Origin of the sequence: Mesorhizobium sp. IMUNJ 23232 (genome assembly GCF_044326205.1) — a bacterium.
Lineage (GTDB): Bacteria > Pseudomonadota > Alphaproteobacteria > Rhizobiales > Rhizobiaceae > Kumtagia.
This window is the reverse complement of record NZ_JBIRCY010000012.1, coordinates 41,445-65,686: the sequence shown is the minus strand read 5'-3', so window position 1 is coordinate 65,686 and position 24,242 is coordinate 41,445. Positions and strand designations below refer to the sequence as shown.

The window sequence follows — 24,242 nt, the reverse complement described above, 5'->3', positions numbered from 1 at the left end:
TCCTGGAAAAGAAAAAGAATTCCAAGCGTTTTCCGTCCATCGGGGATTGTGGACGCAGCACGTGCCGGGCAGTGCCGTCAGCCGCAGGACTACCCAGGGGGTGTCAGATGTTCACAGCGTGGTAGTGAGGGTGACCGCGAAAGCTTCTTTTAAAGCGTGTCGCATTCAATCGGCCTCATTCTGTCGGAGACGATTTGTGCCAAGACCGAGGGCTTCGTCGCAGGTCGGGCTGGTGGCCCGGAAAAGATGAAGGCCGAAGGATTTGGTCCAAATCGGCCCGGCATAATGAGGCCGATTGGGTGCGACATGCTTTAGCAGGAAATCACTCCCGGCCATGCCGCTAGGCGCTGACGTGCTCCAGCGCGTGACCGTCTCTTGTGGACGGTTCCTTGATAAATTCCAAATGAAACAGCGTGGTCGGATTAAGCACGTTTCCGATTGCCGCAAAATCGACTTCCTGAGCGATCATTTTGATTTTGTTCGCCCTTCTGTTTCCGGAGATGATCGAAAACAGATTGGTGTTGTAATTCATACGCCACGACCACCATGCCGCATTTTCAGCCTGAACCATCCTCTTGTATTTGGGGTCCGGTGTCTTCGCCTGTGGTTCAACCACTCCGGCGGCCACGCGCGCGCCAATTGCTTCAAAGAATTCCACGTCGTCGGCTGTGCGTCTCGCCACCAAGCTGGAGAACGTCTGCCACCCGACCGGCTCCAGGTGAACCAGGGTCACCGCAGCTTTCAGGGCGCCCAGTTGGTCATACAGCAGCGGGCTGATCTCATCGACCTGCTCTATGGAATGGCGCGTAAAGGCCAGAATGTGCCCGCCATAGCCATTCAGGAACGAGACATCGGGCTTCCGGTAGTCAAAACTATGGGCATAATAGTTTATATTCTTGTCGTAGGCGGCCATCTCGGTCGCTGTCTGCTGGCCTTCATCTGTATATTCGGCGCCGTGATAGTCGATCTTGCGGGAGACAGTGGCCCCTAATCCGACGTAAAGCTGAAACAGGTTGGCTGACCAGCCGCTGCCAAACTCAACGATGGCGGCCGTATCGGGACGGATCTGATTCATCAGATATCGGATGGGGCTGATTGCAGTAGCGGTGTATTCCCCGGCGATGACATTTGGATAGTAGAAGCCGCCTTCCAGCGAGTGGGGAACCACATTTAGGATGTTCACTCCGAAGGCTTGGACAAAGTCACGCTTCCGGTAAAAGTGGCATGGGTCTTTTCTACTGATATCGAGCTCACGCAGCCGCGTAAGATGCGCCGAGATATGGTCCTGCGGAAACTTTCGAGCATAGAGCTCGAACTTCTTTCGCACCGAAAGCCAGGCTCGTTCCTGGCTGGTCTTGGTACGGCCCGTCCCGGGGGGCATCGGTCCATCAACCTCCAGTTAGTTCAGACTCCTACTCGGCGGCGGCGGCAAGCGTCTTGAAGTTTGGATCGTAGTGGGCCTCCTTGAAGGCCTTCACGATTTTCGAAACGACCCAGTTTGCAACATGCCTTCCATCATCCTCCCGGAAGCTGACCGGCGAATTTGCCATCACAATCTCATAGGAAGGGAAGTACACGACATTCTCGTATTTGCGGGCGAGTGCCCCCAGGACGGTGCGCAGCAGGCTTTTGCCCTCGGTGTTTGCCGTGATGATGTCGTCTTCTCCAAATGTCCTGGCAAGTCCGACGGGTGAAACCGTAACGACAATCCGTGCGTCGGGGTTGATCCCGGTGATGATTTCGACAACGCGGCTCATGTTGTCGAGGTTCTCCTCGTAGGTCGACATGTGGAACTCCGTTTCCTCCTCGCCTACGCCGCCCGCATACCCCGGCTTCTGGCATGCCATGAGGCCGGTCTTCTTGTTCCGGAAGACCTCGGCCATCCCGAGCGTGATAAAGAAAACGGACGCCTGACGAATGCTTTCGTCGATCGCTCGGTCAAGGTGGCGAACGGCCGCCATCAGAGACTCGGGGGTCCTGCCGAAAACGGCACGCCGATAGGGATCCTGATACATCGCTTCGCCACCCCAGAACTTGTCACGGGGGTGCACCCAGAAGTCGTCGTCGGCCTGACGCCACACGCCGATGTGACGCTCGAACTCCTGGCGGATGGTGAAGGAATTGTAATAGTTCATGTGAGGGCGCGAAGGCAGGTTGTCGATCCTGTAGTTCTCCGCGGCCATTGGGATGCCCCCCACATATGGCCCGACATTGACGCGTTCCGCAGTCAGAGCAATCCGGATTCTCTCGGCGAAACAGCTTCCGATGGTGTAGACGATGTCGTCGGGGCCGAAGATCGGCGCCTTTTTCACCGTAAGAAGCTTGTTCGTAAAGTGCGACGACCAGCGTGGGTTCGGCTTGTCCCGGACCACAATCTTCTTGATCGGAGCGGCAGCGGGTATCGGCTCGTCAAATATTGGCGCCGCGTTCTGGTCGTCGTCGTCGTCGCTCATCGGAAGTTTCTCCGTTCGATCAGCTAGATCAAGTTCTGCATGAAACGCACGCCGGAGCGCTTGGCATATTTTCGAACCAGCACAGCAGCCTTTTCCATGTCCTTGCTGTTCGATGTCTGAACAAGCTCGATCTTGTGGTCCGATTTCGCCAGCGGGCGACCGAACAGCGAGTTGGCATATTGGACCTGTGCCATGATGCGATGACCGGCCTCGGGCCTGAGACCCTTGTGGAGCGCGCTGGTGTCCACCAGGAAAACGGTGCCAGCCTTCCCGCCGATGCGAACCTCCCTGGCGTCAAGCTCGTGCCGAGCGATGGTCTCGTCCGAATGACGTCCATCGGCCCACAATGGAGCCGGCCGGGAGCGATGCGAGCCGCTGATGAGCGTGTGAGGGCCACTCTTTTCATCGACATCCGTCAAATACACAAAAACTTTCACAAAGCCGAGCCTGTGCATGTCATGATGATAAAGTTGCGCGTTGTCCGAGAGTTCCTTCGCGGTCTTGGGCTTTGCCGAGGAACTGATGAAGCAGATCGGTGTGTTGAAGATCGGCGGCAGGCCTAGGTAGGTTTGCACGATCGACAGAAGGAGCGGATCGGCGGAAATCTTGTACATCTCCTCGAACGTCGTGAGCCATTTTGAGTCGCCCTTCAGCAGGCCGGGTGCCCCTTCTTTGCCTTGCAGCATGGCCTCGACAGCAGGCCCGTGATAATGCTCCATCCTCTTGAGGATCCTCGCCTTGAGGCTCTCGACGGTCGCTTCAGGGACGCGGAATTTGCTGATCCAGTATCCGTGCTCCTCAAGATGCCTTGCCGCGCCCTGGATGATCTTTTCCCACGCGCCGGCGTTGACGTCTTCCCCATCCTCACCATTCGCCATGGTGACGAGCGTGTCCGCCCCGTCGCCTTTCTCACCGGTGACGTAGCCGCCGAACATGGTCTGGGACATGTCGTATTCGGCATTCCTGGTATGGAATGAAAGTATATCCGAGAAGACCTTGTTACTCTTCCCGCGGGTCTCCGAGTAAGCGGCTCGGATGTGAAGGTACGCCTCCTGATCGTTGCGGCCAGTCCTGACGTAATTTTCCCACCCGCCAACTATTCTTCGAGATCGCCAGTTTGGCTCTAGGTAATCTCCCAGATTTCTTTTCAGATCATCAACCGTGATCTGCTCGAGCTGAATAGATGTGTCTCTCGCTTCGAGTAAAATTCTGTCGTCGGAGATATCCATGGCAGGCCTCTATCAATCCCTTTTCGATATTGAACTGTATCCCCTGTTGATCTCCTAAAACTTGCACTGATTATAGTGGCGCATGATGGCCAGATGCACGATACCGGCTCCGCCGCAACGGCAGGGCCTCGGGTTAAAACGCCAATGCAGCCACGCGCGATTTCCAGCGTTGCATCAGCATTGCCCGCACAACAGCGATGACGCCTTGCGCGCCATTCGCTGCAAACAGGCGCACGACATTCTGCTATCCGTCGCCAGCTTCGCCTTGCGCGTATGTGACCCTTTCGCGGGACCCGTGAGAAGTCCAATCCGCATTGGATCTCACATACATACCCAGCGGCAAGCCGAGGCGCCGGAACAAGATCGGCGGTCGCCTCCATCAATTTGGCTGAGATACCTATCCTGTTGCCGGACAAAAATCAACTTCGTGCCAGAGGGGCAACTGCAATCGAACTGGTTTCGGCAGTGTTGCGCTTAGTGTAGCCGGAGCACCAGGATCGATCATTTCTCTTCTTGCGCGGCTATCAACGGCATCGGCGCCTGCGCCGTCATCGGCGCGAAGCTGCCTGTTTCCTCCGCCGGCACCGGCGCCACCTTCAGCACGCGCCAGAAGACGAAGCCGGCGAAAGCCGCGGCAATGGCGATCGCCACATAGATGAAACTCTGCGTGCCGTAGAGTGCGGTCAGCACCGTGCCGAGGCCCGGCGCGATGAAACCCGCCACCGACCATGCGAACAGCATGGTGCTGGACAGTGTCACCAGATCGCCCTTTTGGGCGCGGTCGTTGCCGTGGGCGCTGGACAGCGAATAGATCGAATCCGACGCGCCGCTCCAGACGACGTAGATGACGATGATGGTGAGCAGCGCGCCGCCGTCGAAGCGGATCGCCACCACGCCCATGACCGCCACCAAAAGGGCAGCGGCGATCAGCACATAGCGGCGGTCGGTGCGGTCGGAGATCCAGCCGAGCGGGAACTGGAACATCAGAGTACCCAGCGGCATCGCCGACATCAGCGTCGCCACTTGGCTCTGCGAATAGCCTTTTGCCGTCGCATGGATCGGCGCGAAGCCGGCGATCATCATAGACAGGCCGCCGACCGCCAGCATGCCGGCGATGCCCACCGGCGAGATGCGCCAGGCCTTTCGCCACGCCACCGAAGCGCCCTGCGGCGCGGGCGGCTGCGCCAGATTGGTCAGCCCGACCGGCAGGATCGACAGGGCGGTGAAGATGATGCCGAAGATCGGCGCGTCCGGTGTCGCGAGGTCGGCGAAACCGAGCAGGAAGGCGCCGGTGCCCAGCCCTACCACATAGGCGACATAGAAGATCGCCATCACCCGGCCGCGTATGGCGTTGGCGACCGCGTCGTTCAGCCAGCTCTGCGCGACGATGAACAGGCCGGATATGGCGATGCCGTAGAGCGCGCGCGCAAAAATCCATACTGGCGCGTCGACCTCGATCGCCACCAGCGCGTTGGCCAGCACGATCAGGCCGGAAAACAGCAGATAGCTGCGCGCATGGCCGACGCGGCGCACCAGCGGCCCGGTCAAGAGGCAGCCGAGCAGCCCGCCCGCCGACAGGCCAGTCAGGATCGACCCGGCCCAGGTCGGCGCGAACCCCTCCATGCCGAGTTTTACCGGGATGTAGGCAAACAGCAGCCCGTTGCCGACCGCCACCAGCGCCATCGACACGATGATCGAGGCGACGGCGAGCATCGGCGCGGGGTTCTTGTCCCCTGCCTCGGCGGGGTTTTTATCCCCCGCCTCGACCGCTGCACTGGAACTCGCCAAAACATCTCCCATCGCCCGAAGATGCCGCGCCGCCGGACCGGGCGCGGCGTCAAAAACGACATCGCCCGGACATGTCCGGTCGGTCGGAGCGATTTTCGGCCGGTCGCCGGGCAGGGGCATGAAAGACGGCCGTGGGTCACTTCAACGAGGTACAATGTCCGGCTTGTCGGCGCGTTTCCTCCTGACACTCCATGCAAGCATTTGATTTCGCGCCTTCTTCCAAGCATGACATGGCGCGCGTTGGCATCCGCCACTGTTGTTTTTCCTTGGATTTTCGGGATGGTGTCGCGGCCCGATGGCAGGAAGGCGTGCGACCACGCGGATGTCAGCGGTTGGTCCGCGAAGTCAATCGCTGTACGAAAAACGCTCCGCGGCACAGGGACCGCGGAGCGCCCGGATGCACGGGCGTGAAAAGCCGGAAACGGTCCGCGCACCCAACAGCCTGGGACGGTATTGTTTCCGGCTATCGCTATGACCGCCGTTCCTTACATCTTCGGCAGCAAAACCTTGTCGATGACGTGGATCACGCCGTTCGACTGCTCGACATTGGCGATCGTCACGTTGGCGACGTTGCCGTTCTCGTCCTCGATCGTGATCTTGTCGCCGCTGTACTTCGCCGTCCAGGTGCAGCCGCCGACGGTCTTGACCGGATGCGCGCCCTTGTCGTCGTCGACCATCTTCATGATATCGCTCGACAAAGCCTTGGCGGCGACGACATGGCAGGTCAGGATCTTGGTCAGCTTGTCCTTGTTCTCGGGCTTCAGCAGCGTCTCGACCGTGCCGGCCGGCAGCGCCGCAAAGGCCTCGTTGGTCGGCGCGAGCACGGTGAACGGACCGGCGCCCTGCAAGGTCTCGACAAGGCCGGCGGCCTTCACGGCGGCGACCAGCGTGGTGTGGTCCTTCGAGTTGACGGCGTTCTCGACGATGTTCTTGTCGGCATACATAGGCGCGCCGCCGACCATCGGGTTGCCGGCATAGGCGAGCGTTGCGGCGGACAAAGCGAGAGCGCCGGCGACGAGTGCAGTGAACTTGCGCATTTCAGGTTCTCCTTGGCTTGTTCCCGTTTCTCGGGGGCAGCAGAAGACACGCGCCCGGTTGCACATAAGTTTCAGATTTTTTTGAGTTTTTTGGCGCGGCGCACGATCCATAAGAACCAGATACGAGGGGCGGCGGCGCAAAGTTTCAGCGCCGCCGGGATTTGAGTCAGCGGTCCCGCATTTCAGCCGGAATCGGACAAACGGCGGCGATTGCCGGTTTCAACCATTCGTACCGGGCCTTACCATCCTGCCGGTAGCCTCTCCTCATTTCGCCGATTGGATCACGCATTTTCAAAGTCGGCTTTTTCGCGTACACTCAGGAGAATTTTCCGCAGGGCGGCGATTTTTCGCTCTCTTCTTCGGATAGGTCATGCTCCACGTTATTCTACCTCGCCGGAGCACTTCACTACCGGTACGGCATGGTTCCTAGGGTCTCCGCACTCGCTTCGCTCCTGCTCCGCCCTAGGATGACGAACGCGTCGGCCGTTTCCGCCAATCGCCAACGCCGGCGATTTGCCTCGAAGCCCCGCGCCTTCGTCATCCTAGGGCGGAGCACGAGCGAAGCGAGTGCGGAGACCCTGGGAACCATGCCGTACCGGTGGCGAAGCACTCCAGCGGTCCCGAAAAAGCGCGGCACGGCGACCCGAAAACGGGGATGAAAGACCGCCGCCAGACAGAAAATTTTCCCGGACGGTGGACGGCGAGGCCCGCCAACCCATTGTTTTTGCTTCGCACGCCTTCGCCCGCCCGACGCACAAAACGCCGTCCAACAAGATTCTCATCCCCCTCCCCAAAACCTGCCTCATACTTGCAGCCGGTTCCCGTGCGGGGACGGAAGGAGGCGGCATTGGACTTCGGAGACGCAAGTGCAACGATCGAGGGATACCGGCAGGCGCTGAAGCATATCCTGTTGATGCTTATCGGCATGGCCGAGATGGGGTTCGGCAGGCCGCTGTCGCTGGTGCTCCAGGAGGCCGCGGTTGCCCCGAGGCCGGGACGGGCGGGAAAGACGGGGCGGAACAAACCGTCTCCGGCACTCTGCCTGCCACGCCATCTCTACCGCGCCATTCTTCTGCTCTTGCGTCCGGCCGAATCCGCCGCGCGTCGGCTGATCATCGCGGCAGCGCAAGGCATCGTGGTGACGCTGCCGCCGTTTCGCCCGCGCAAGCCGAAGCCAAAGATATCCGACACGGTGGCCGCCATGCGCCGCCTCGGCCTTGCCGTCACCCTGTCGAGAGAAGACTTTGCCCGCTATGAAGCCGAACGGAAAGTCGCCGAACGGCGCGCCGCCAGGCCGCGTGGACAAAACCTTTCGCTGCTCGATGCGCTCAAGAATCCGTTCCGCATCCGCCGCAACTATGTTCCCGCGCGTGCCGTGCCGCGCATCCGGTCGCTCGACGACGACGCGCCACGCATCCCCCTGCCGCCGCCGCCGTCGCATGACGATCCGATCAATGCGGCAAAGCTGACGCTCAGGCTGGACGCGCTGGGTCAGGCACTCGACGATCTTCCCGGCCAGGCGCAACGTTTCGCCCGCTGGAAGGCGCGCAACGACGCAAGCCTTGCACGCGACAAAGCGGCTCGCGACGCGGCGGCAGCGCAGGGCAAGCCTGGTCCGGTGCGCTTCCGGCGTTTTTCGCCGCTGCGGCGCGGGCGGCCGCCCGGCGGAAGATTGCCGCGCTTCGACCCGGATGCTCCGAAACGCAAGAACATCCGCGAGGTCGATGAGATCTTGGCACATGCCAATGCGATGGCGTACTACGCGCTGGAGCCGCCGAGGCGGGATACGTCATGACGGCGCCGGCAGGACCGGCGGTTCTCGAAAAGCAAAATATCTCAATGATTTAATGGCCAGCCGGAAAAGTCCGGGCGTGGCGGCGAAGATGGCTGCCTACAGGGGACAGTTTACTTTTTTCCGCACAAGGGCGCAGCCGCTTCAAGGCTGGCTCAGGCGGAAAAAAGTAAACTGTCCCCGGCGTTTGCGCCGGCCCGGCCACGACGGGACTGTGGGGCGAAGAACACCGGCGCAAATCCGAGCTGACTACCAGTCCCAAGGCAACGGGCTCAAAGCCGGAAGAGATCGCCCACCGAGATCACCGGCCCGGTCGGCAGGCCCGTCGGCGAGCCGCCGGCCGGCTCCAGGCTGATGGCGAGTTTTGCGCCGACGCCCAACTTGACGGCGGAAGCGGGATCGACGGGAAGACGGACCGATGGACCGGAGGGAATGACGCCCATCGACACCGGCGCATTCGAGCCCTCGATCATCCACAGTTGAAAATCCTTGCCGGCGGCCCTTTCGCCGGAGACATGGCTGAGACCGACTTCGCCGGCCGCCGGATCGTAGACGGCGAGATAACGCACGTCGCTGCCCTCGGCGGCAAGCGAAGCGACCAGTTGCTCCCGCGGCGCCCCGGCCGGGGGACGCATATAGGGGATCGCCACCGCAAGCAGCAGGGCGGCGACCGCTGTCGCGGTCAGGCCGCGCCAGAATGTCAGGCTGGACCAGAAGGACGGCTTCTCCGCCGCGGCCGGCTGCCGCGAAAACAGCCGCCGGTCGAGCGCCGCCTTGACCGAGGCCGGCGGCTCGACGGGCACATAGGCCGACGCCATCGGCGCAAAATGACCTTCCCAGCGCTCGACCGCGCGCGAAAAATCCGGCTCGGCCTCGATCCGGCGCGCCGCCGCGGCGCGCTCCTCGGCCGGCAGCACGCCAAGCACGAATTCGGCGGCGAGCAGATCGTCGCCGCCTTCATCCGGCCTATGATCGTCGGCGATGCTCATCGCTCAAGACATTCCCTCAGTTTCAGCAGGCTGCGGCGCAGCCAGGTTCGCATGGTGTTCAGCGGCACGCGATAGCGCTCCGCCAGTTCGGCATAACTTTCGCCGCGCAGATAGGCGCCGCGCACGGCCTCGGCCCGGTCCTTTTCCAGTTCGTCGAGGCACGAATATATGCGCTTGCTCTCGCCGCCCGCCGCGACCATGGCCTCCGGCCCCGGCGCCGGATCGGCGATGTCGAGCGCCTCGCCTATGTCGACCGAAGCCTGCCGTCGCTGGCGAACGCGGTCGATCGCATGATTGCGCGCCACCGCCACCAGCCACGAAATCGGGCTCAGGTCGGAAATGGCGAAGCGGTCGGCCTTCATCCAGATTTTTACGAACACTTCCTGCAACGCCTCCTCGGCTTCTGCCCGGTCGTTCAAGACACGCAGGCACACGCCGAAGAGTTTCGCGCTGGTATGGCGGTAGAGCAGGTCGAAGGCCGCGCGGTCCTTCATCGAAGTGCGCACGATCAGTTTTGTAATATCCTGCGGCGCCGGCGCCCCGTTCTGGGGCTGACGGCCGGTCGGAAAGGCTGAGGTCCTCGGTTCCATGCCTGGGAAGGATTACCACGAATTGAAGCGGCCTTCAGCATGATCCGCTCCCGGACCGGACCATGCAGGCCGCCAGTTGTTGCTAGAAATACGCTGGGCTGGCCGCGCCGGATTTGTCGTCGGACGAATTTCGATCCGGCTGGGTGGAAAATTCTCCGCCCGCGCTTTCCGGGGTCTCGCCCTTGTGCGGCATCGGCCGGCGGGCCATCTATCCGCCAGACCTCCGGACGTGGGACATCGCGATGCTCGCCGGCCAACTCGCCCTCATCGTCGCCGCCATCTTCGCCGGCGCGGCGGTCTACATAAACGCCGTGGAGCAGCCGGCCCGCCTCGGCCTCGACGACCTCGCGGCGCTCGCGCAGTGGAAACCTGCCTACAAGCGCGGGTTTGTCATGCAGGCGTCGCTGGCGATTTTCGGCTTCCTGCTCGGCCTTCTCGCCTGGTGGCAGACGGGCTTCTGGCTATGGCTCGCCGGCGCCGTTGTGCTCGTCGCCAACTGGCCCTTTACGCTGATCGTCATCATGCCGACCAATAAAATACTCATGGCGACCGATCCGTCTCAGGCTGGTCCGGAAAGCCGCGCGCTGCTGATAAAATGGGCCGGCCTGCACGCCGTGCGCACCGTGCTCGGCTTCGCCGCGACTGTCATCTTCCTGCTGGCTTCGCTGCGTTAAGTCAGCCCGAGCAAACACCACTCCGCAACGTGCAAGCGGGCCGACAGCGGCATTTGCCCGCCACCTTCTTTCCCGCTAAGACGCCCGCCGAATCAGCGCTTTCCCGAGGGATTTTCACGACCATGGACATCACCGAAACCGCCGCCGCCCAGGCTGCCCTGCTCTCCAGCGCCTTGCCCTACATGCAGCGCTACGAGAACAAGACCGTGGTGGTGAAATATGGCGGCCACGCCATGGGCAATCAGGCGCTCGGCCAGGCGTTTGCCCGCGACATCGCGCTCCTGAAACAGTCGGGCGTCAACCCGATCGTCGTCCATGGCGGCGGCCCGCAGATCGGCGCCATGCTGACCAAGATGGGCATCGAATCGAAGTTCGAGGGCGGCCTGCGCGTCACCGACCAGAAGACGGTCGAGATCGTCGAGATGGTTCTGGCCGGCTCGATCAACAAGGAGATCGTGGCGCTGATCAATGCCGAGGGCGAATGGGCGATCGGGCTCTGCGGCAAGGACGGCAACATGGTATTCGCCGAGAAGGCCAAGAAGACCGTCACCGATCCCGACTCCAACATCGAGCGCGTACTCGATCTCGGCTTCGTTGGCGAACCCGTCGAGGTCGACCGCACCCTGCTCGACCTGCTCGCCCGCTCCGAGATGATCCCGGTGCTGGCGCCGGTGGCGCCCGGCCGCGACGGCCACACCTACAACATCAACGCCGACACCTTTGCCGGCGCCATCGCCGGCGCGCTGGAGGCCAAACGCCTGCTGTTCCTGACCGACGTTCCCGGCGTGCTCGACGCCGACAAGAAACTGATCGACGAACTTTCGGTGGCCGAGGCCAAGGCCCTGATCAAGGACGGGACCATCTCCGGCGGCATGATCCCCAAGGTCGAGACCTGCATCGAGGCGATCGAGCGTGGCGTCGAGGGCGTCGTCATTTTGAACGGCAAGACGCCGCACGCGGTGCTTTTGGAACTGTTCACCGAGCATGGCGCGGGTACGCTGATCGTGCCGTAGGGGACGCATGTATGCCGGTGGTATTTCGTCACCAGGACTTTCGTTTCTATTTCTTCTCGAACGAAGGCAATCCGCGCGAACCGCCGCACGTGCATGTGCTCAAGGATGGCATTGACGCCAAGTTTTGGCTGAGGCCTGATGTTGTGGTAGCGTACAATGATGGCTTCGATGCCCGAACGCTCCGGGAATTGACGGAGATAATCGAGCGCAGACGCAACGAAATCGAGCGGGCTTGGAATGACTTCTTTGGTTAAGGCCACCAGGGTGACTTTCGATCAGGACAGCATGTGGGTGAGCCTGTCCGACGGCCGTACCTTGAGCGTGCCTCTCGCCTGGTTCCCACGGCTTTTGCACGCTTCTCCAGCCGAACTTCAAGAAGTATCGATCAGCAGCCGTGGGCTTCACTGGGAGGCGCTGGATGAAGATATCTCCATTGCCGGTCTGCTCGCCGGACGCGGCGATCAAGGGCGGCCGATGACAAAGGCGGCGGCGGAGTAGGTTCGGGCTCGTTCAAGCGGCATGATCCCCAAGGTTGAGACCTGCATCGAGGCGGCGCTGCTGGAACTCTTCACCCAGCATGGCGCCGGCACGCTGATCGTGCCGTGACCGGTCACAAGGCTCCGCTCATCATCGCTGCCGTGGCAGCCCTGCTTTGCAGCACGGCCACTTCCCCGGCGCAGCAACGCGCCTGCGGAAGCCGCGAGCCGATCAACACGCTGGCCGAACTCTGGCCGGCGCTCTATGCCTGCTGGTCGCCACCTGCCGGCACCCAAGGCAAGGAGCTGACGCTGACCTTTTCCGTCCGCCGCGACGGAACGCTGATCGGCAAGCCGCGCGCCACCTATTCCAAGCTGCAAGGCAGCAGCGACCTCGACCGCGCCTTCGTGACCTCGGTGCTGCAGGCCCTCGACAAGACCCTGCCCCTGCCGATCACCGAGAGTTTTGGCGGCGTCATCGCCGGACGGCCGATGGTGCTGCGGTTCGCCGTGCCGGCTGGGCCGGAACTCTGACCGCCGGAAGCGGCGCACCGCATTCGGAAGCGCTGTTCACCACCGATACTTCGGGGCTCCGCTCGGGTTTGCGAGCCTTGCCACGATCGCGCCGAGACAACCATCGACTCTTCCTCCCGATCCTGCGGGGCTCCCCAGAATTCCGCCAGGCTCGGTCCGCCGGTGATGCGTCGGTCGCGCGCGAAAAAATCCCAGACTTCATGAAACCAGACACGCCGGCCCATCTTCGTGTACCAGCGCATCGAGTGCCGCTGCTCGGGGTCGGGATGGAGCAGGATGCGCGCCAGCGCCTTCGGCCTGGATTGCACCATCACCTCGATCAGCTTGACGCCGAGGAACAGTATCCACGGCTTCAACCGGCTCATTTCAAGCACCTGGTGCTTGTAGTCCCAGAGGCGTGCGTCGGTCTGGATCACCGTCCTGTCCCGCGCGATGCGGAACAACGGCGTCCAGCGGTGTGGCGTCACGTAGAGCGCCTGGATCTGATCGGGGTCGTAGGCGAGCAACTGCCGGAAACCGCGCCACAGGTCGGAAAACCCTTCGTCCTCGAAGCCGACCACCCAGGTGGCCATCGACAATATGCCATGCTTGCGCAACAGGCGGATCGCCTCGCGGTCGGATTTCGTGCTGGCGCCCTTCCTGATCAGCGAGAGCGTCTGCTCGTCGGTGTTCTCCATGCCGAGCAGCCAGCGGATGACGCCGGCCCTGCGGTAGAGATGCAGCGAATCGGCATCGCGCACGATGTCGTCGGCGCGGGTCGATCCCACGATCAGCACCGGCACGTTTTCGGCGATCATCGCGTCGAGGAAGGCGCGCCAGGCCTTTTTCGACGAGGTGGGGTTCTCGTCGGCGAGGTTGACCAGTTCGACGCCGTGCTCGCGATGCAGGCGCGCGATCTCCTTCGCGAACAGTTTTGGGTCGCGATGCCGCCAGCGCGTCCAGAAACCGCGCTGGCCGCAATAGTTGCAGAGATGCGGGCAGCCGCGCGAGAACTGCATGACCATGGCGCGCTTGCCGCCCCAGTAGCTGTAGCGGGCATGGTCGATCAGTTCCCAGCCGACGCGAAAATCGTCGAGATTGGCGATGGTGCGCGCCGGCCGCGTCGCGAAAGGCCGGCCGAGATCGTCGCGGTAGGCGATGCGCTCGACCGACGACAGCGGCTTTCGCCAGGCAAGCGCCGCCACAAGCGCTACGATGGTCGCCTCGCCCTCGCCGCGCACGAGGATATCGAAGGCGTCGGTCGCGGCGAGGATGTCGCGCCAGTGGTAGGTCGGGAACACGCCGCCATAGACGACCAGCGTCTCCGGCGCGACCGCCTTCAGCATCCGCGCGATCGACAGTGCCGTCGGATGCGCGGAGGTCGAGCCGGAATGGCCGATCAGCACGAGATCCGGGCCGTTGCGCAAGGCGTCCGAGACGAGGGCGTCCAGCGTCATTGGCCCGAATTCGGCGTCGACCAGCCGCACCTGGTGCCCAGCGTCGATCAGCGGGCCACCCAGGCAGAGCAGGCCGAGTGGCGGCAGATGATCATCAGGGATACGGCTGCCGATCGCCGTGTGCGGCGGGTTGACGAGAACGATCCGCATGTCCGGGTCTCCAGCTTTCCCGGCACAGGGCTAGGCTGGGAAGTGGACCGGCGGTTGGCTGGAACAAGGCGGGCTGGGGCGCGTGATCAGCAAAGATTGTGCAGAGGCTGCCGGACGCACGCCGGCGCCGCGGAAATCACTCAGCCGTCAGGTCGCTCCGCGTCGGGACGGCAGCGTCCTTGCTCTTGCCGGTCAGGCGCAGCGGCGCTGCTTCCGCCTGGAGCACTTCCGTTCGCCGGTCATAGTCCGGCGCGATGGTTCCGAAGACACGGTCCCAGAACGAAAAGTAGTTTCCAAAGTTGTAGCGGAATTCCGAATGGTGCTGGTCGTGGAAGAACACGCACAGCATCGGCGACGGAAACCGCGCGGTCGGCGAGGCGAAATATTCGAAGCCGGCATGGCCGAAGGTGCCGTTGATCTGGTCGTAGGCCCGGTTGGCGAGAATGATCAGCGGCGGGAACGGTATGATGAAGACCATCAGCGTGTGATGCGCCTGCGACAGTGCGGTATCCACCACAGTCATCGAGTCATGGCTCCATGCCGTCGGCGCAACGCTGCGATGATGCCAGGCGTGGTGCCGGTAAAAGAGTTTTGTGTGCAGCAGGCGGTGCGCCGCATAGAACCAGAGGTCGGATATGACCATGCACAAAAAGAACAGCGGCAGCGCATTCCACCAGGTGAGCGCCCAGGGGGCCGGCGCCCAGCCCATGTGCTGCGAGAACAGGCCGAGCGAGACGGAGGTCGAGGTGACGAGGATCGAGACCATGCTCTGGCGGATTTCGGCCCACATGCGCTTCTCGCCGCGGCGGGTCTTCTGGATGCGCCGGTCGGGATTGCGGCCGTTGAGCCATGTGATGCCGAGACCATAGAGGAAATACAGCGCCAGCGTCACGCCATAGACCGCCGCAAGCAGGGTCAGGAACGTCAGCAGAGGGTCGAGGAATGCAGTCATCGGCTCCGCGTCGGTTCCCCTGATCAGCGAGTTTCAAACGCCTACCACAACTTCCAACTGCGGCAAACTTGGCCGAAAGCCGCGGCCCGCGCATGCAGACTGCGAAAGCGGTGGAAACGGCCGGAGCAATCGCGCTATAGGCCCCGCATCGCGGCCAGATCGGCCACACTCAAGATCGAAGCGACCGGTCCTCGCGACACGGGAGCCATGGGAAGGAACCCAATCATGACTGTCAAACAGGAAACGCAGGAGCTTCTCGGACGCATGGGCGTTGCGGCGGACCGTCTCTCGGGCGGCGACCTCATCGTCCGCAGCCCGGTGACCGGCGAGGAGATCGCGGCGCTGAAGAGCATTTCGGCTGCCGATGCGGCAAACGCGATAGAGGCCGCCGACGCGGCCTTTCGCGACTGGCGCAACGTGCCGGCGCCGAAGCGCGGCGAGCTGGTGCGCCTGCTCGGCGAGGAATTGCGCGCCCACAAGGCCGATCTCGGCCGGCTGGTCTCGATCGAGGTCGGAAAAATCCCGTCCGAAGGTCTCGGCGAAGTCCAGGAGATGATCGACATATGCGACTTCGCGGTCGGGCTGTCGCGCCAACTCTACGGCCTCACCATCGCCACCGAGCGCCCCGGCCACCGCATGATGGAGACCTGGCATCCGCTCGGCGTCGTCGGCGTCATCTCCGCCTTCAATTTTCCGGTCGCGGTGTGGTCGTGGAATGCGGCGCTTGCCTTCGTCTGCGGCAATTCGGTCGTGTGGAAGCCTTCGGAAAAAACGCCGCTGACGGCGCTGGCCTGCGAGGCGATCTTCGCCCGCGCCGTTGTCCGCTTCGGCGGCGCGCCGGAGGGGCTGCTGAAGGTGCTGATCGGCGATCGCGCCGTTGGCGAGGTTCTGGTAGACCATCCCAAGGTGCCGCTGGTGTCGGCGACCGGCTCGACGCGCATGGGCCGCGACGTCGGCCCGCGGCTGGCAAAACGTTTCGCCCGCGCCATCCTCGAACTCGGCGGCAACAATGCCGGCATCGTCTGCCCGTCGGCCGATCTCGACATGGCAGTGCGCGCCATCGCCTTCGGCGCCATGGGCACCGCCGGCCAGCGCTGCACGTCGCTGCGCCGCCTGTTCGTGCATGAAAGCGTCTACGACACGCTCGTGCCGCGCCTGAGGAAGGCCTATGAGAGCGTCTCGGTCGGCAGCCCGCTGGAGACATCGGCGCTTGTCGGCCCGCTGATCGACAAGGCGGCTTTTTCCGGCATGCAAAAGGCGCTGGACGCGGCGAAAGCCGAGGGCGGCAAGATCACTGGCGGCGTCCGCGTCGAGAACGGCCACGCCGACGCCTATTACGTCCGCCCGGCGCTGGTCGAGATGCCGAAGCAGGCCGGGCCGGTGCTGGAGGAAACCTTCGCGCCGATCCTCTATGTGATGAAGTATTCCGACTTCGACGCCGCGCTGGCCGACCACAACGCCGTCGGCGCCGGCCTGTCGTCGTCGATCTTCACCCGCGACCTGATGGAATCCGAGCGCTTCCTGTCGGTCGAAGGCTCGGATTGCGGCATTGCCAACGTCAACATCGGCACGTCGGGCGCCGAGATCGGCGGCGCGTTCGGCGGCGAGAAGGAGACCGGCGGCGGCCGCGAGAGCGGTTCGGACGCCTGGAAAGCCTATATGCGCCGCACCACCAACACGGTGAATTATTCCAAGGCACTGCCGCTGGCGCAGGGCGTGTCTTTCGACATCGACTGAGCGCCGGCTGTCAGGCGACGCCGACAACCCGGTCGCCGCCAATCCACACGCGGCGGACATCGAGGCCGTCCGAAAGCGCCACTATGTCGGCACGCGAGCCCGCAACAAGCCGGCCGTGGCGAGAAAACCCCATCGCCTCGGCCGGATAAAGCGAGGCCATGCGCAGTGCCTCGCCGAGCTCCAGCCCGATCTTGCGATGCATGAAGCGTACTGCAGAGATCATGTCGAGATCGGCACCGGCCAGCGTACCGTCGGCCAGAGTCAGCCGGCCGTTCTCGCGGCGGATGGTGCGGCCGTTCAGCGTGAAGGATTGCATGTCCGTGCCGATGGTCGACATGGCGTCGGTGACGAGGAAGATTTTCGCCGGGCCGATCTTGGCCCGCATTGCTATGCCGATCGTCGCCGGGTCGACATGGATGCCGTCGGCGATCAGCCCGGCCCATAGGCCGCCATTGTCTATCACAGCGCCGGCCAGCCCGGCCTCGCGGTTGCCGATCTGGCTCATGGCGTTGAACAGGTGCGTGGCCATCGTCGCGCCAACCGCGGCGCAAGCCGTGGCGGTGGCGTAGGTCGTGTCGGAATGGCCGAGGCTGACGACCACGCCCGCTTTCGCCAGCGCCGTCATCCGCTCCGGCGTCACCGATTCCGGCGCGACGGTGGTCAGCAACGCCGGCAGGCGATTTCGCGTCTCGATCAGGAACGCTTGATCGGCATCCTCCATGGTGCGGATCAGCTTCGGATCGTGGGCACCCTTGCGCGCCAGCGACAGATGCGGGCCTTCCAGATGCAGACCGGCGAAACCGGGCACCTTGGCCGCAGCCGCCGCCACGCCTGCCGCGACGGTTCGCGCGGTGATTTCCGGCGTGTCGGTGATCAAGGTCGGCAGCAGCGCGGTGGTGCCGAACGGCGCGTGGGCGGCACAGATGGTGCGGATTGCCTCGATATCCTGACGGTCGTTCAGCATCACGCCGCCGCCGCCATTGACCTGCAGGTCGACGAAACCCGGCACCAGCATGCCATCACACTCGGCAACAGTCACTTCGGAGGGGATTTCGCGACGCGGCACGATCGCCTCGACGGCGTCGCCGCGCACCAGAACGGCGGCATCGCGATGCCAGATCACCCCATCGAAAATCCGCGGGGCGGAAAGCGCGAAAGACGACATCAGCGGGTTTCCGTGACCTTGCGCAAATTGCGCGGCTCGTCGGGATTGAGGCCGCGATGCCGGGCGAACGCCTCCACGAAAGCGTAGAAGGATACGATCAGCGGCAGCGGGTCGGTCAGCGGATGGCCGGTCGCCACATGCGGCAGGCGACGCGCCTGGCCGGTACGCAGCGATGTCGCGAAAGCCGCCGCGCCCTTCGCCGCCAAAGCGTCCACCGTCTCGGCGACGGAGGCTTCCGAGGCGTCGCGGGCGGCCAGCGCCAGCACAGGAAAGCCAGGCCCGACCAGCGCCAGCGGGCCGTGCATGACCTCGGCGGCGCTGTAGGCCTCGGCATGCATGCCGCAGGTCTCCTTGAATTTCAGCGCCGCCTCGCTGGCGATGGCATAGGACGGCCCGCGCCCGAGGATGAACAGCGACTGCTCGTCCTCCAGTTCGCCCGCGATCTCCATCCAGTCGCAGCCGACCGCCGTCCGCAACTGCTCCGGCAAACGCGCAAGCGCGGCGAGCAACGCATCGTCCTCGGTGCAATGCGCCATCAGCGCCAGCCCGGCGACGGCAGAGTTCACAAAACTCTTGGTCGCCGCGACGCTGCGCTCGAGCCCGGCAAGGATGTCGATCGGATAGTCTGCCGATTTCGCCAGCGGCGAATCCGGCGTGTTGGTCAGCGCCACCGTGAGCGCGCCGCCGGCCTTGGCCTGCTTCGACATGGCTACGATGTCCGGGCTCTTTCCCGACTGCGAGATCGACAGGCAGACCGTGCCGGCGAGCCGCAGTTTCGCGCCGTAGATGGAGGCGATGGAAGGGCCGACCGAGGCGACGGGTATGCCGGCGGTCAGCTCGATCGCGTATTTCAGGAAGGACGCTGCGTGGTCGGAGGAGCCGCGCGCCACGGTGATGACAAAATGCGGATTGCGCCGCCTGATGTCCGCACCGGCCTCCGCCAGCACCTTGCCGCTGCCTTTGAGCAGCCGCGCCGCCGCGTCCGGTATTTCTTCCACCTCGCGACGCATATGGGTCATGTCGGTCATGGGCTTACCCCGCCTTCCGCGCCGCCGCCGATTCTCAACTCGGCGACGAAATCATAGGTATCGCCACGATAGATCGACCGTGTGAATTCCACCACCTTGCCGGTGGCGAGATAGGAGATGCGCTCGATGTGCAGTCCGGCGGCGCCAGTCGGCACGTCGAGCAGGCGCGCGTCGACCGCGCCGAGATTGGCGGCCGAGATGCGCTGCACGGCGCGCACCGGCCGGCTGCCGGTCTTTTCCAGCGCGGCATAAAGCGAGGACCCCACCGCCATCGGATCGGGCAGGACCGCCGCCGACAGCGAGGCGCGCTCGATCGCCAGTGGCGTGCCGTCGGCGATGCGCAGCCGGCTGACCCGCGAGACCGATTCCTTGGAGGAGAGGCCGAGCACCATCATCTCGTCCGGCGAGGGGGCGTAGATGCCGCGCTCCAGCCATTCGGAGCGTAGCGTCATGCCGCGCCGCGCCATGTCCTCGGTGAAGGAGGTGAGCAGCGACAGCGACTGCTCCACCCGCTCCACCGGCCGCGCCACGAAGGTGCCGGAGCCGTGCCGCTGCACCAGCAGGCCGCCCTTGACCAGATCCTGCACGGCCTTGCGCACGGTTACGCGCGAGATGCCGGCTTTTGCCGCGATGTCGCGTTCGGAGGGCAGCGCGTCGCCGGGACGGATCACCCCCTCCTGCACGGCGTCCTCGATCGAGCGCTTGAGCTTCAGATAGAGCGGCGCGCCGTTCTGGCCCGCCTCCCTGACCGCTCCCAGAATGCGCTCGGCAAGGTCAGCCATGCGCCGCCTCGCCCGTGGCGAACCTGCGGACCGCCATCGACACCGCGCCGCCCAGCGCATCCTGCAGCGGCTGGCGCAGCCGCGCCCGATATTCGGGAGAAAGCCGCGTCGCATAAAGCGCCGCCAGCCCGCCCAGCAGGCAGAGCGGTTCGCTGTCCTTCAAACCCAGTACACCCAGCGATGCCTCGATATCGGCGACGGCGCGCGTCAGGATAAACTGCGCGACGATGTCGCCCTTCTCGGCATGGTCGAACACCATCGGCGCGAAGCCGCCGAAGTCGCCGGGTTTTGCATTGGTGGTGAACTCGACCACATCCTGCGGATCGCCGCGGAAGACGGTAAGCAAGGCCTGCGTCAGCGGGGAGCTCGGCCGGGTCCCGTCATAGGCGAGCAGGGTCTGCTCCAGCAGGTCGCGGCCTATGCGCGCGCCGCTGCCCTGGTCGCCGACCAGAAAACCCCATCCGCCGACGGTGCGCACCGCGCCGGCGCGCCGCATCATATAAGCGGTGCCGGTGCCGAGGATGACGATGGCGCCGTCGTCCGGGCCGAGCGCGCCTTCCAGCGCGATCGCGGCGTCGCTCTCGACAACGCTCTGGCTGAAGGGCAGGATGGCTTCCAGTTGCTGGCGGTAGGTGCCGACATTGCTGCCGGCCAGTCCCAGCACCGCCGGCGTCCTGGCGATGAGGTCGGGGTCCAGGCCGGCATCGGCGAAGGCTCGACGCGCGGCTTCGACGATGCTGGAGCGGGCGCCCGTCAGGTCGGTGCGGATGTTGGCGGCGCCGCTTTTGGCGCGCCCCAGAATGCGTCCGTCGGCGGTCGCTACCGCCGCCCGGCAGCTCGTGCCGCCGCCATCGATGCCTAGTACCAGATTCACGCGGATGCTCCTCTGTGGATATGATACCAATAAAATACCAATATCCAAGCGTTAATTTTTACATCCAGGTAATTTTTCTCAAATCCTTGTAATTTAATCGATTTGTCGCCTGCCTGCCGCGGGCGGCCGAAAAATCCGTTAACGACCGCTGGACAAGTGGTATTTTTTTGGTATTGTCCACTTATCGGAGGACAATTGATGGCGCTGACCGGCACCGAGGCAGTGAACGCGAAGGCGAAGGGGCTCGACTTGCAGCCGCCCGCCGCGATCCTGCGCCTGCTGGCGGACGCCCAGGTGGAAGCCGCCAAGAGCGTACAAGCCGCCATCGCGGAAATCGCCCAGTCGGCCGAACTGGCCGCGCAAAGGCTGGCCGCGGGTGGGCGGCTGTTCTACGCCGCAGCCGGCAGCTCGGCCTTGATGGCGCTTGCCGACGCGCTGGAACTGCCCGGCACCTACGGCATTCCGCACGAGCGCGTGGTGGTGCTGATCGCCGGCGGCAGGCAGGCTTTCGTCGACCTGCCGGGGGCGCCGGAGGACGATGCCGCGCAGGCTGCGAAAGAGGTGACTGACAATGGCCTGAACGCCGGCGATTGCCTGATCGCGCTGTCGGCCAGCGGCACCACCCCGTACGCGCTTGGGGCGCTGGAGGAAGCATCGAAACGTGGCGGAGCGACGATCGGCGTCGCCAACAATGCCGGCACGCCGCTGGTCACGCGCGCCGATGTCGGCATCGTGCTCGCCACGCCGCCCGAAATCGTCGCCGGCTCGACCCGCATGGGCGCCGGCACGGCGCAGAAGATCGCGCTCAACATGTTTTCCACACTGGTCGCCGTGCATCTCGGCCATGTCCACGACGGCTACATGGTCAATCTGCGCGTCGACAACATGAAGCTGCGCAAGCGCGCGGCGCGCATCGTCTCGGCCATCGCCGGCTGCTCCGAGGAAGAGGCGGCCGGCTTTCTGGAAAAGGCCGGCGGTTCTGTGAAGATCGCGGTTTTGCTGGCGGCTGGCGCGAAAAATGTCGCCGCCGCGGATGAACTTCTGGAGGGAACCGACCACAAGCTGCGGCCGGCGCTCGCCAGTCTTGAAGAGGGGAGCATAAGCTCTCGTCAAAATCGAACCTGAACAGGTCAAAACAGGGAGACTACACATGAAAACGAGACTTTTGACGGCATTGCTGCTCGGCTCCACCGTCCTCGGCTCGGCCGGGGTGGCACTTGCGCAGGACAAGACGCTCACCATCGAGAGCTGGCGCAACGACGACCTTGCCATCTGGCAGGAGAAGCTGATCCCTGCCTTCGAGAAGGCCAACCCTGGCATCAAGGTGGTGTTCGCGCCCTCCGCACCGACCGAATACAACGCCGCCCTCAACGCCAAGCTCGACGCCGGCTCGGCGGGCGACCTGATCACCTGCCGCCCCTTCGACGCGTCGCTCGACCTCTACAACAAGGGCCATCTGGCCGACCTGACCGCGCTGCCCGGCATGGAAAACTTCTCCGACGTCGCCAAGTCCGCCTGGCAGACCGACGACGGCAAGGCGACCTTCTGCGTGCCGATGGCCTCGGTCATCCACGGCTTCATCTACAACAAGGACGCCTTCGACAAGCTCGGCATCGCCGTGCCAGCGACCGAGGCGGAATTCTTCGCCGCCCTCGACAAGATCAAGGCCGACGGCACCTATATCCCGCTCGCCATGGGCACCAAGGATCTCTGGGAGGCCGCCACCATGGGCTACCAGAACATCGGCCCGAACTACTGGAAGGGTGAGGAAGGTCGCTTGGCCCTCATCAAGGGTACGCAGAAGCTGACCGACAAGGACTGGGTCGAGCCCTATGCGACGCTCGCCAAGTGGAAGCCCTATCTCGGCGACGGCTTTGAGGCGCAGACCTATCCGGACAGCCAGAACCTGTTCACGCTCGGCCGCGCCGCCATCTATCCGGCCGGTTCGTGGGAGATTTCCGGCTTCAACACCCAGGCGCAGTTCAAGATGGGAGCTTTCCCGCCGCCCGTCCGCAACGCCGGCGACACCTGCTACATCTCGGATCATACCGATATCGCCATCGGCATGAACCCCAAGAGCCCGAACGCCGATGCGGCCAAGACCTTCCTGACCTGGGTGGCCTCGCCGGAATTCGCCGATATCTACGCCAACGCGCTGCCGGGCTTCTTCAGCCTGTCGTCGACGCCGGTGAAGATGGCCGACCCGCTGGCGCAGGAATTCGTGTCCTGGCGTGAGAAGTGCAAGCCGACGATCCGCTCGACCTACCAGATCCTGTCGCGCGGCACGCCAAACCTCGAGAACGAGACCTGGGTCGAGTCCGCCAACGTCATCAACGGCACCGATACGCCGGAAGCGGCGGGCGAGAAGCTGCAGAAGGGCCTCGACGCCTGGTACAAGCCGGCGAAGTGATCGCCTGTTACGGGGTCGCGCTGCGCGCCGCCCCTCATCCGCCTGCCGGCACCTTCTCCCCGTGAACAACGGGGAGAAGGGGACTGGCCGCAACGCTGACGCCTTCCTCTCTTCGTCCTTCACGGGGAGAGGGTAAGGGTGAGGGGCAGCGCCAACACCGCCGCGTCAGGCTCGTTGACCAATACGGGCCGAAGATGACCGCAGCCGATACCGAAATTCCCCGCAAACCCTTCCGCTGGCACATCCTGGTGTTCCTGGCGCCGGCTTTCCTCGTCTACACGGCCTTCATGATCGTGCCGCTGGCCGGCACCTTGCAGCTCTCGCTGTTCCGCCGCATCGACCAGCAACTCGTCTATGTCGGCCTCGACAATTTCCGCACGCTGTTCGGCGACCCGCGCTGGTCGGTGAATTTCTGGAATGCGCTGTGGAACAATTGCTGGTTCTTCATCATCCACATGCTGGTACAGAATCCGATCGGCGTGCTGCTCGCGGCGCTGCTCTCCAGCCCGAAACTGCGCTTCCGCGCCTTTTACCGCACGGCGATCTTCATCCCGACGATCCTGTCCTTCGTCATCGTCGGTTTCGTCTGGAAACTGATCCTGTCGCCGCTGTGGGGCGTGGCGCCGAACCTGCTCGACCTGATCGGCCTGAAAAGCCTGTTCACGCCGTGGCTGGGAAAGGAGGAATACGCGCTGACCACGCTCAGCCTGATCTCGGTCTGGCAGTTCGTCGGCATCCCGATGATGCTGATCTATGCCGCGCTGCTGTCGATCCCCGACGAGGTGATCGAGGCCGCCGAGTGCGACGGCATCACCGGCCTTTCGCAGTTCTGGAAGATCAAGCTGCCGCTGATCCTGCCGTCGATCGGCATCATCTCGATCCTCACCTTCGTCGGCAATTTCAACGCCTTCGACCTGATCTACACGGCGCAGGGCGCGCTGGCCGGCCCCAATTTCTCGACCGACATTCTGGGTACCTTCCTCTACCGCGCCTTCTTCGGCTTCCAGCTCCAGCTTGGCGACCCGAACATGGGCGCGGCCATCGCCACCATGATGTTCTTCATCATCTTGGCCGGCGTCTGCGTCTATCTGTTCGCCATCCAGACGCGGCTCCGCCGCTACCAGTTCTGAGGG

General features: G+C 63.8%; 22 protein-coding genes and 2 pseudogenes. 11 read left to right on the top strand and 13 right to left on the bottom strand.

All coding sequences use genetic code 11. From position 1 onward, the window contains the following. Positions 1–340: 340 nt before the first annotated feature. The 5 genes from ACH196_RS11465 to ACH196_RS11445 all read right to left on the bottom strand — a co-directional run bounded on the left by ACH196_RS11465 (position 341) and on the right by ACH196_RS11445 (position 6,507). Positions 341–1,327, bottom strand: a complete 987-nt coding sequence (locus ACH196_RS11465) for a hypothetical protein (protein ID WP_396647023.1) — start codon at positions 1,325–1,327, stop codon at positions 341–343. An 85-nt stretch (positions 1,328–1,412) separates the two neighbouring features. Further along, a complete protein-coding gene (locus tag ACH196_RS11460) occupies positions 1,413–2,453 on the bottom strand; it encodes a GSCFA domain-containing protein (RefSeq protein WP_396647022.1) in 1,041 nt (346 codons plus the stop codon). Positions 2,454–2,476: 23 nt separating this feature from the next. Then, entirely contained in the window at positions 2,477–3,682 is a 1,206-nt protein-coding gene (locus tag ACH196_RS11455; protein ID WP_396647021.1) for a phytanoyl-CoA dioxygenase family protein, read from the bottom strand. 501 nt (positions 3,683–4,183) lie between these two features. Continuing rightward, the gene (locus ACH196_RS11450; RefSeq protein WP_396647089.1) at positions 4,184–5,395 is read right to left on the bottom strand and encodes an MFS transporter; all 1,212 of its coding nucleotides are present in this window, start codon (positions 5,393–5,395) and stop codon (positions 4,184–4,186) included. A gap of 560 nt (positions 5,396–5,955) precedes the next feature. After that, a complete protein-coding gene (locus ACH196_RS11445) occupies positions 5,956–6,507 on the bottom strand; it encodes a fasciclin domain-containing protein (RefSeq protein WP_396647020.1) in 552 nt (183 codons plus the stop codon). An 847-nt stretch (positions 6,508–7,354) separates the two neighbouring features. Here ACH196_RS11445 and ACH196_RS11440 point away from each other — a divergent pair. Continuing rightward, the gene (locus tag ACH196_RS11440) at positions 7,355–8,302 is read left to right on the top strand and encodes a hypothetical protein (protein WP_396647019.1); all 948 of its coding nucleotides are present in this window, start codon (positions 7,355–7,357) and stop codon (positions 8,300–8,302) included. A 269-nt stretch (positions 8,303–8,571) separates the two neighbouring features. On the opposite strand, the gene ACH196_RS11435 is transcribed toward ACH196_RS11440, so the two are convergent. Then, entirely contained in the window at positions 8,572–9,288 is a 717-nt protein-coding gene (locus ACH196_RS11435; RefSeq protein ID WP_396647018.1) for an anti-sigma factor domain-containing protein, read from the bottom strand. Then, the gene (locus ACH196_RS11430) at positions 9,285–9,878 is read right to left on the bottom strand and encodes a sigma-70 family RNA polymerase sigma factor (protein ID WP_396647017.1); all 594 of its coding nucleotides are present in this window, start codon (positions 9,876–9,878) and stop codon (positions 9,285–9,287) included. Before ACH196_RS11430 ends, ACH196_RS11435 begins: the two co-directional genes overlap by 4 nt. 242 nt (positions 9,879–10,120) lie before the next feature. Between ACH196_RS11430 and ACH196_RS11425 the strand changes: the two genes are divergently transcribed. From ACH196_RS11425 to ACH196_RS11400, 6 genes and pseudogenes are all read left to right on the top strand, one after another. Next, complete coding sequence (locus tag ACH196_RS11425) at positions 10,121–10,552, top strand: DUF1772 domain-containing protein (protein ID WP_396647016.1); 432 nt, start codon at positions 10,121–10,123, stop codon at positions 10,550–10,552. Between the two features lie 122 nt (positions 10,553–10,674). After that, positions 10,675–11,565: an acetylglutamate kinase gene (gene argB / locus ACH196_RS11420; RefSeq protein WP_396647015.1), complete on the top strand. Its 891-nt coding sequence runs from the start codon at positions 10,675–10,677 to the stop codon at positions 11,563–11,565. Between the two features lie 11 nt (positions 11,566–11,576). Further along, a complete protein-coding gene (locus ACH196_RS11415; RefSeq protein ID WP_396647014.1) occupies positions 11,577–11,819 on the top strand; it encodes a DUF4160 domain-containing protein in 243 nt (80 codons plus the stop codon). Continuing rightward, a complete protein-coding gene (locus tag ACH196_RS11410; protein ID WP_396647013.1) occupies positions 11,803–12,063 on the top strand; it encodes a DUF2442 domain-containing protein in 261 nt (86 codons plus the stop codon). The genes ACH196_RS11415 and ACH196_RS11410 overlap by 17 nt, the downstream gene beginning before the upstream one ends. Positions 12,064–12,075: 12 nt before the next feature. Then, positions 12,076–12,171: pseudogene (locus ACH196_RS11405) on the top strand (acetylglutamate kinase); the annotation flags it as partial. Next, the gene (locus ACH196_RS11400; RefSeq protein WP_396647012.1) at positions 12,168–12,575 is read left to right on the top strand and encodes a hypothetical protein; all 408 of its coding nucleotides are present in this window, start codon (positions 12,168–12,170) and stop codon (positions 12,573–12,575) included. The pseudogene ACH196_RS11405 and the gene ACH196_RS11400, both read left to right, overlap by 4 nt. A 98-nt stretch (positions 12,576–12,673) precedes the next feature. Here ACH196_RS11400 and bchE read toward each other — a convergent pair. Further along, positions 12,674–14,161 (bottom strand): annotated as a pseudogene (gene bchE, locus ACH196_RS11395) (magnesium-protoporphyrin IX monomethyl ester anaerobic oxidative cyclase); the annotation flags it as partial. Between the two features lie 136 nt (positions 14,162–14,297). Continuing rightward, positions 14,298–15,113 (bottom strand): sterol desaturase family protein, encoded by an 816-nt coding sequence (locus tag ACH196_RS11390; RefSeq protein ID WP_396647011.1) that lies wholly within the window; start codon positions 15,111–15,113, stop codon positions 14,298–14,300. Between the two features lie 225 nt (positions 15,114–15,338). Here ACH196_RS11390 and ACH196_RS11385 point away from each other — a divergent pair, with 225 nt between their 5' ends. Then, positions 15,339–16,850 (top strand): aldehyde dehydrogenase family protein, encoded by a 1,512-nt coding sequence (locus ACH196_RS11385; RefSeq protein WP_396647010.1) that lies wholly within the window; start codon positions 15,339–15,341, stop codon positions 16,848–16,850. A gap of 10 nt (positions 16,851–16,860) precedes the next feature. Here ACH196_RS11385 and nagA read toward each other — a convergent pair whose 3' ends face one another. The 4 genes from nagA to ACH196_RS11365 are packed head-to-tail and all read right to left on the bottom strand — an operon-like array spanning position 16,861 to position 20,699. Further along, the gene (gene nagA / locus ACH196_RS11380; protein ID WP_396647088.1) at positions 16,861–18,018 is read right to left on the bottom strand and encodes an N-acetylglucosamine-6-phosphate deacetylase; all 1,158 of its coding nucleotides are present in this window, start codon (positions 18,016–18,018) and stop codon (positions 16,861–16,863) included. Next, positions 18,015–19,043, bottom strand: coding sequence for an SIS domain-containing protein (locus ACH196_RS11375; protein ID WP_396647009.1), 1,029 nt, complete (start codon positions 19,041–19,043; stop codon positions 18,015–18,017). Before ACH196_RS11375 ends, nagA begins: the two co-directional genes overlap by 4 nt. Continuing rightward, on the bottom strand, positions 19,040–19,825 hold the full coding sequence (locus tag ACH196_RS11370; protein ID WP_396647008.1) for a GntR family transcriptional regulator: 786 nt from the start codon (positions 19,823–19,825) through the stop codon (positions 19,040–19,042). Before ACH196_RS11370 ends, ACH196_RS11375 begins: the two co-directional genes overlap by 4 nt. Continuing rightward, positions 19,818–20,699: a BadF/BadG/BcrA/BcrD ATPase family protein gene (locus ACH196_RS11365; RefSeq protein WP_396647007.1), complete on the bottom strand. Its 882-nt coding sequence runs from the start codon at positions 20,697–20,699 to the stop codon at positions 19,818–19,820. Before ACH196_RS11365 ends, ACH196_RS11370 begins: the two co-directional genes overlap by 8 nt. A 198-nt stretch (positions 20,700–20,897) precedes the next feature. Here ACH196_RS11365 and ACH196_RS11360 point away from each other — a divergent pair, with 198 nt between their 5' ends. The 3 genes from ACH196_RS11360 to ACH196_RS11350 all read left to right on the top strand — a co-directional run bounded on the left by ACH196_RS11360 (position 20,898) and on the right by ACH196_RS11350 (position 24,239). After that, complete coding sequence (locus ACH196_RS11360) at positions 20,898–21,824, top strand: N-acetylmuramic acid 6-phosphate etherase (protein WP_396647006.1); 927 nt, start codon at positions 20,898–20,900, stop codon at positions 21,822–21,824. 25 nt (positions 21,825–21,849) lie between these two features. Then, positions 21,850–23,109 carry an ABC transporter substrate-binding protein gene (locus ACH196_RS11355; protein WP_396647005.1) on the top strand — a complete coding sequence of 420 codons (1,260 nt, stop codon included), beginning with the start codon at positions 21,850–21,852 and terminating at the stop codon, positions 23,107–23,109. 194 nt (positions 23,110–23,303) lie between these two features. Further along, positions 23,304–24,239 carry a carbohydrate ABC transporter permease gene (locus tag ACH196_RS11350; protein WP_396647004.1) on the top strand — a complete coding sequence of 312 codons (936 nt, stop codon included), beginning with the start codon at positions 23,304–23,306 and terminating at the stop codon, positions 24,237–24,239. The last annotated feature ends 3 nt before the right edge of the window (positions 24,240–24,242 follow it).

Bases quoted from the DNA above. Each gene is read 5' to 3' on its own strand.
- ACH196_RS11460 (WP_396647022.1), bottom strand. From the start codon at position 2,453: ATGAGCGACGACGACGACGACCAGAACGCGGCGCCAATATTTGACGAG.
- ACH196_RS11455 (WP_396647021.1), bottom strand. From the start codon at position 3,682: ATGGATATCTCCGACGACAGAATTTTACTCGAAGCGAGAGACACATCT.
- ACH196_RS11450 (WP_396647089.1), bottom strand. From the start codon at position 5,395: ATGCTCGCCGTCGCCTCGATCATCGTGTCGATGGCGCTGGTGGCGGTC.
- ACH196_RS11445 (WP_396647020.1), bottom strand. From the start codon at position 6,507: ATGCGCAAGTTCACTGCACTCGTCGCCGGCGCTCTCGCTTTGTCCGCC.
- ACH196_RS11435 (WP_396647018.1), bottom strand. From the start codon at position 9,288: ATGAGCATCGCCGACGATCATAGGCCGGATGAAGGCGGCGACGATCTG.
- ACH196_RS11430 (WP_396647017.1), bottom strand. From the start codon at position 9,878: ATGGAACCGAGGACCTCAGCCTTTCCGACCGGCCGTCAGCCCCAGAAC.
- ACH196_RS11425 (WP_396647016.1), top strand. From the start codon at position 10,121: ATGCTCGCCGGCCAACTCGCCCTCATCGTCGCCGCCATCTTCGCCGGC.
- argB (WP_396647015.1), top strand. From the start codon at position 10,675: ATGGACATCACCGAAACCGCCGCCGCCCAGGCTGCCCTGCTCTCCAGC.
- ACH196_RS11415 (WP_396647014.1), top strand. From the start codon at position 11,577: ATGCCGGTGGTATTTCGTCACCAGGACTTTCGTTTCTATTTCTTCTCG.
- ACH196_RS11410 (WP_396647013.1), top strand. From the start codon at position 11,803: ATGACTTCTTTGGTTAAGGCCACCAGGGTGACTTTCGATCAGGACAGC.
- ACH196_RS11390 (WP_396647011.1), bottom strand. From the start codon at position 15,113: ATGACTGCATTCCTCGACCCTCTGCTGACGTTCCTGACCCTGCTTGCG.
- ACH196_RS11385 (WP_396647010.1), top strand. From the start codon at position 15,339: ATGACTGTCAAACAGGAAACGCAGGAGCTTCTCGGACGCATGGGCGTT.
- ACH196_RS11375 (WP_396647009.1), bottom strand. From the start codon at position 19,043: ATGACCGACATGACCCATATGCGTCGCGAGGTGGAAGAAATACCGGAC.
- ACH196_RS11370 (WP_396647008.1), bottom strand. From the start codon at position 19,825: ATGGCTGACCTTGCCGAGCGCATTCTGGGAGCGGTCAGGGAGGCGGGC.
- ACH196_RS11360 (WP_396647006.1), top strand. From the start codon at position 20,898: ATGGCGCTGACCGGCACCGAGGCAGTGAACGCGAAGGCGAAGGGGCTC.
- ACH196_RS11355 (WP_396647005.1), top strand. From the start codon at position 21,850: ATGAAAACGAGACTTTTGACGGCATTGCTGCTCGGCTCCACCGTCCTC.
- ACH196_RS11350 (WP_396647004.1), top strand. From the start codon at position 23,304: ATGACCGCAGCCGATACCGAAATTCCCCGCAAACCCTTCCGCTGGCAC.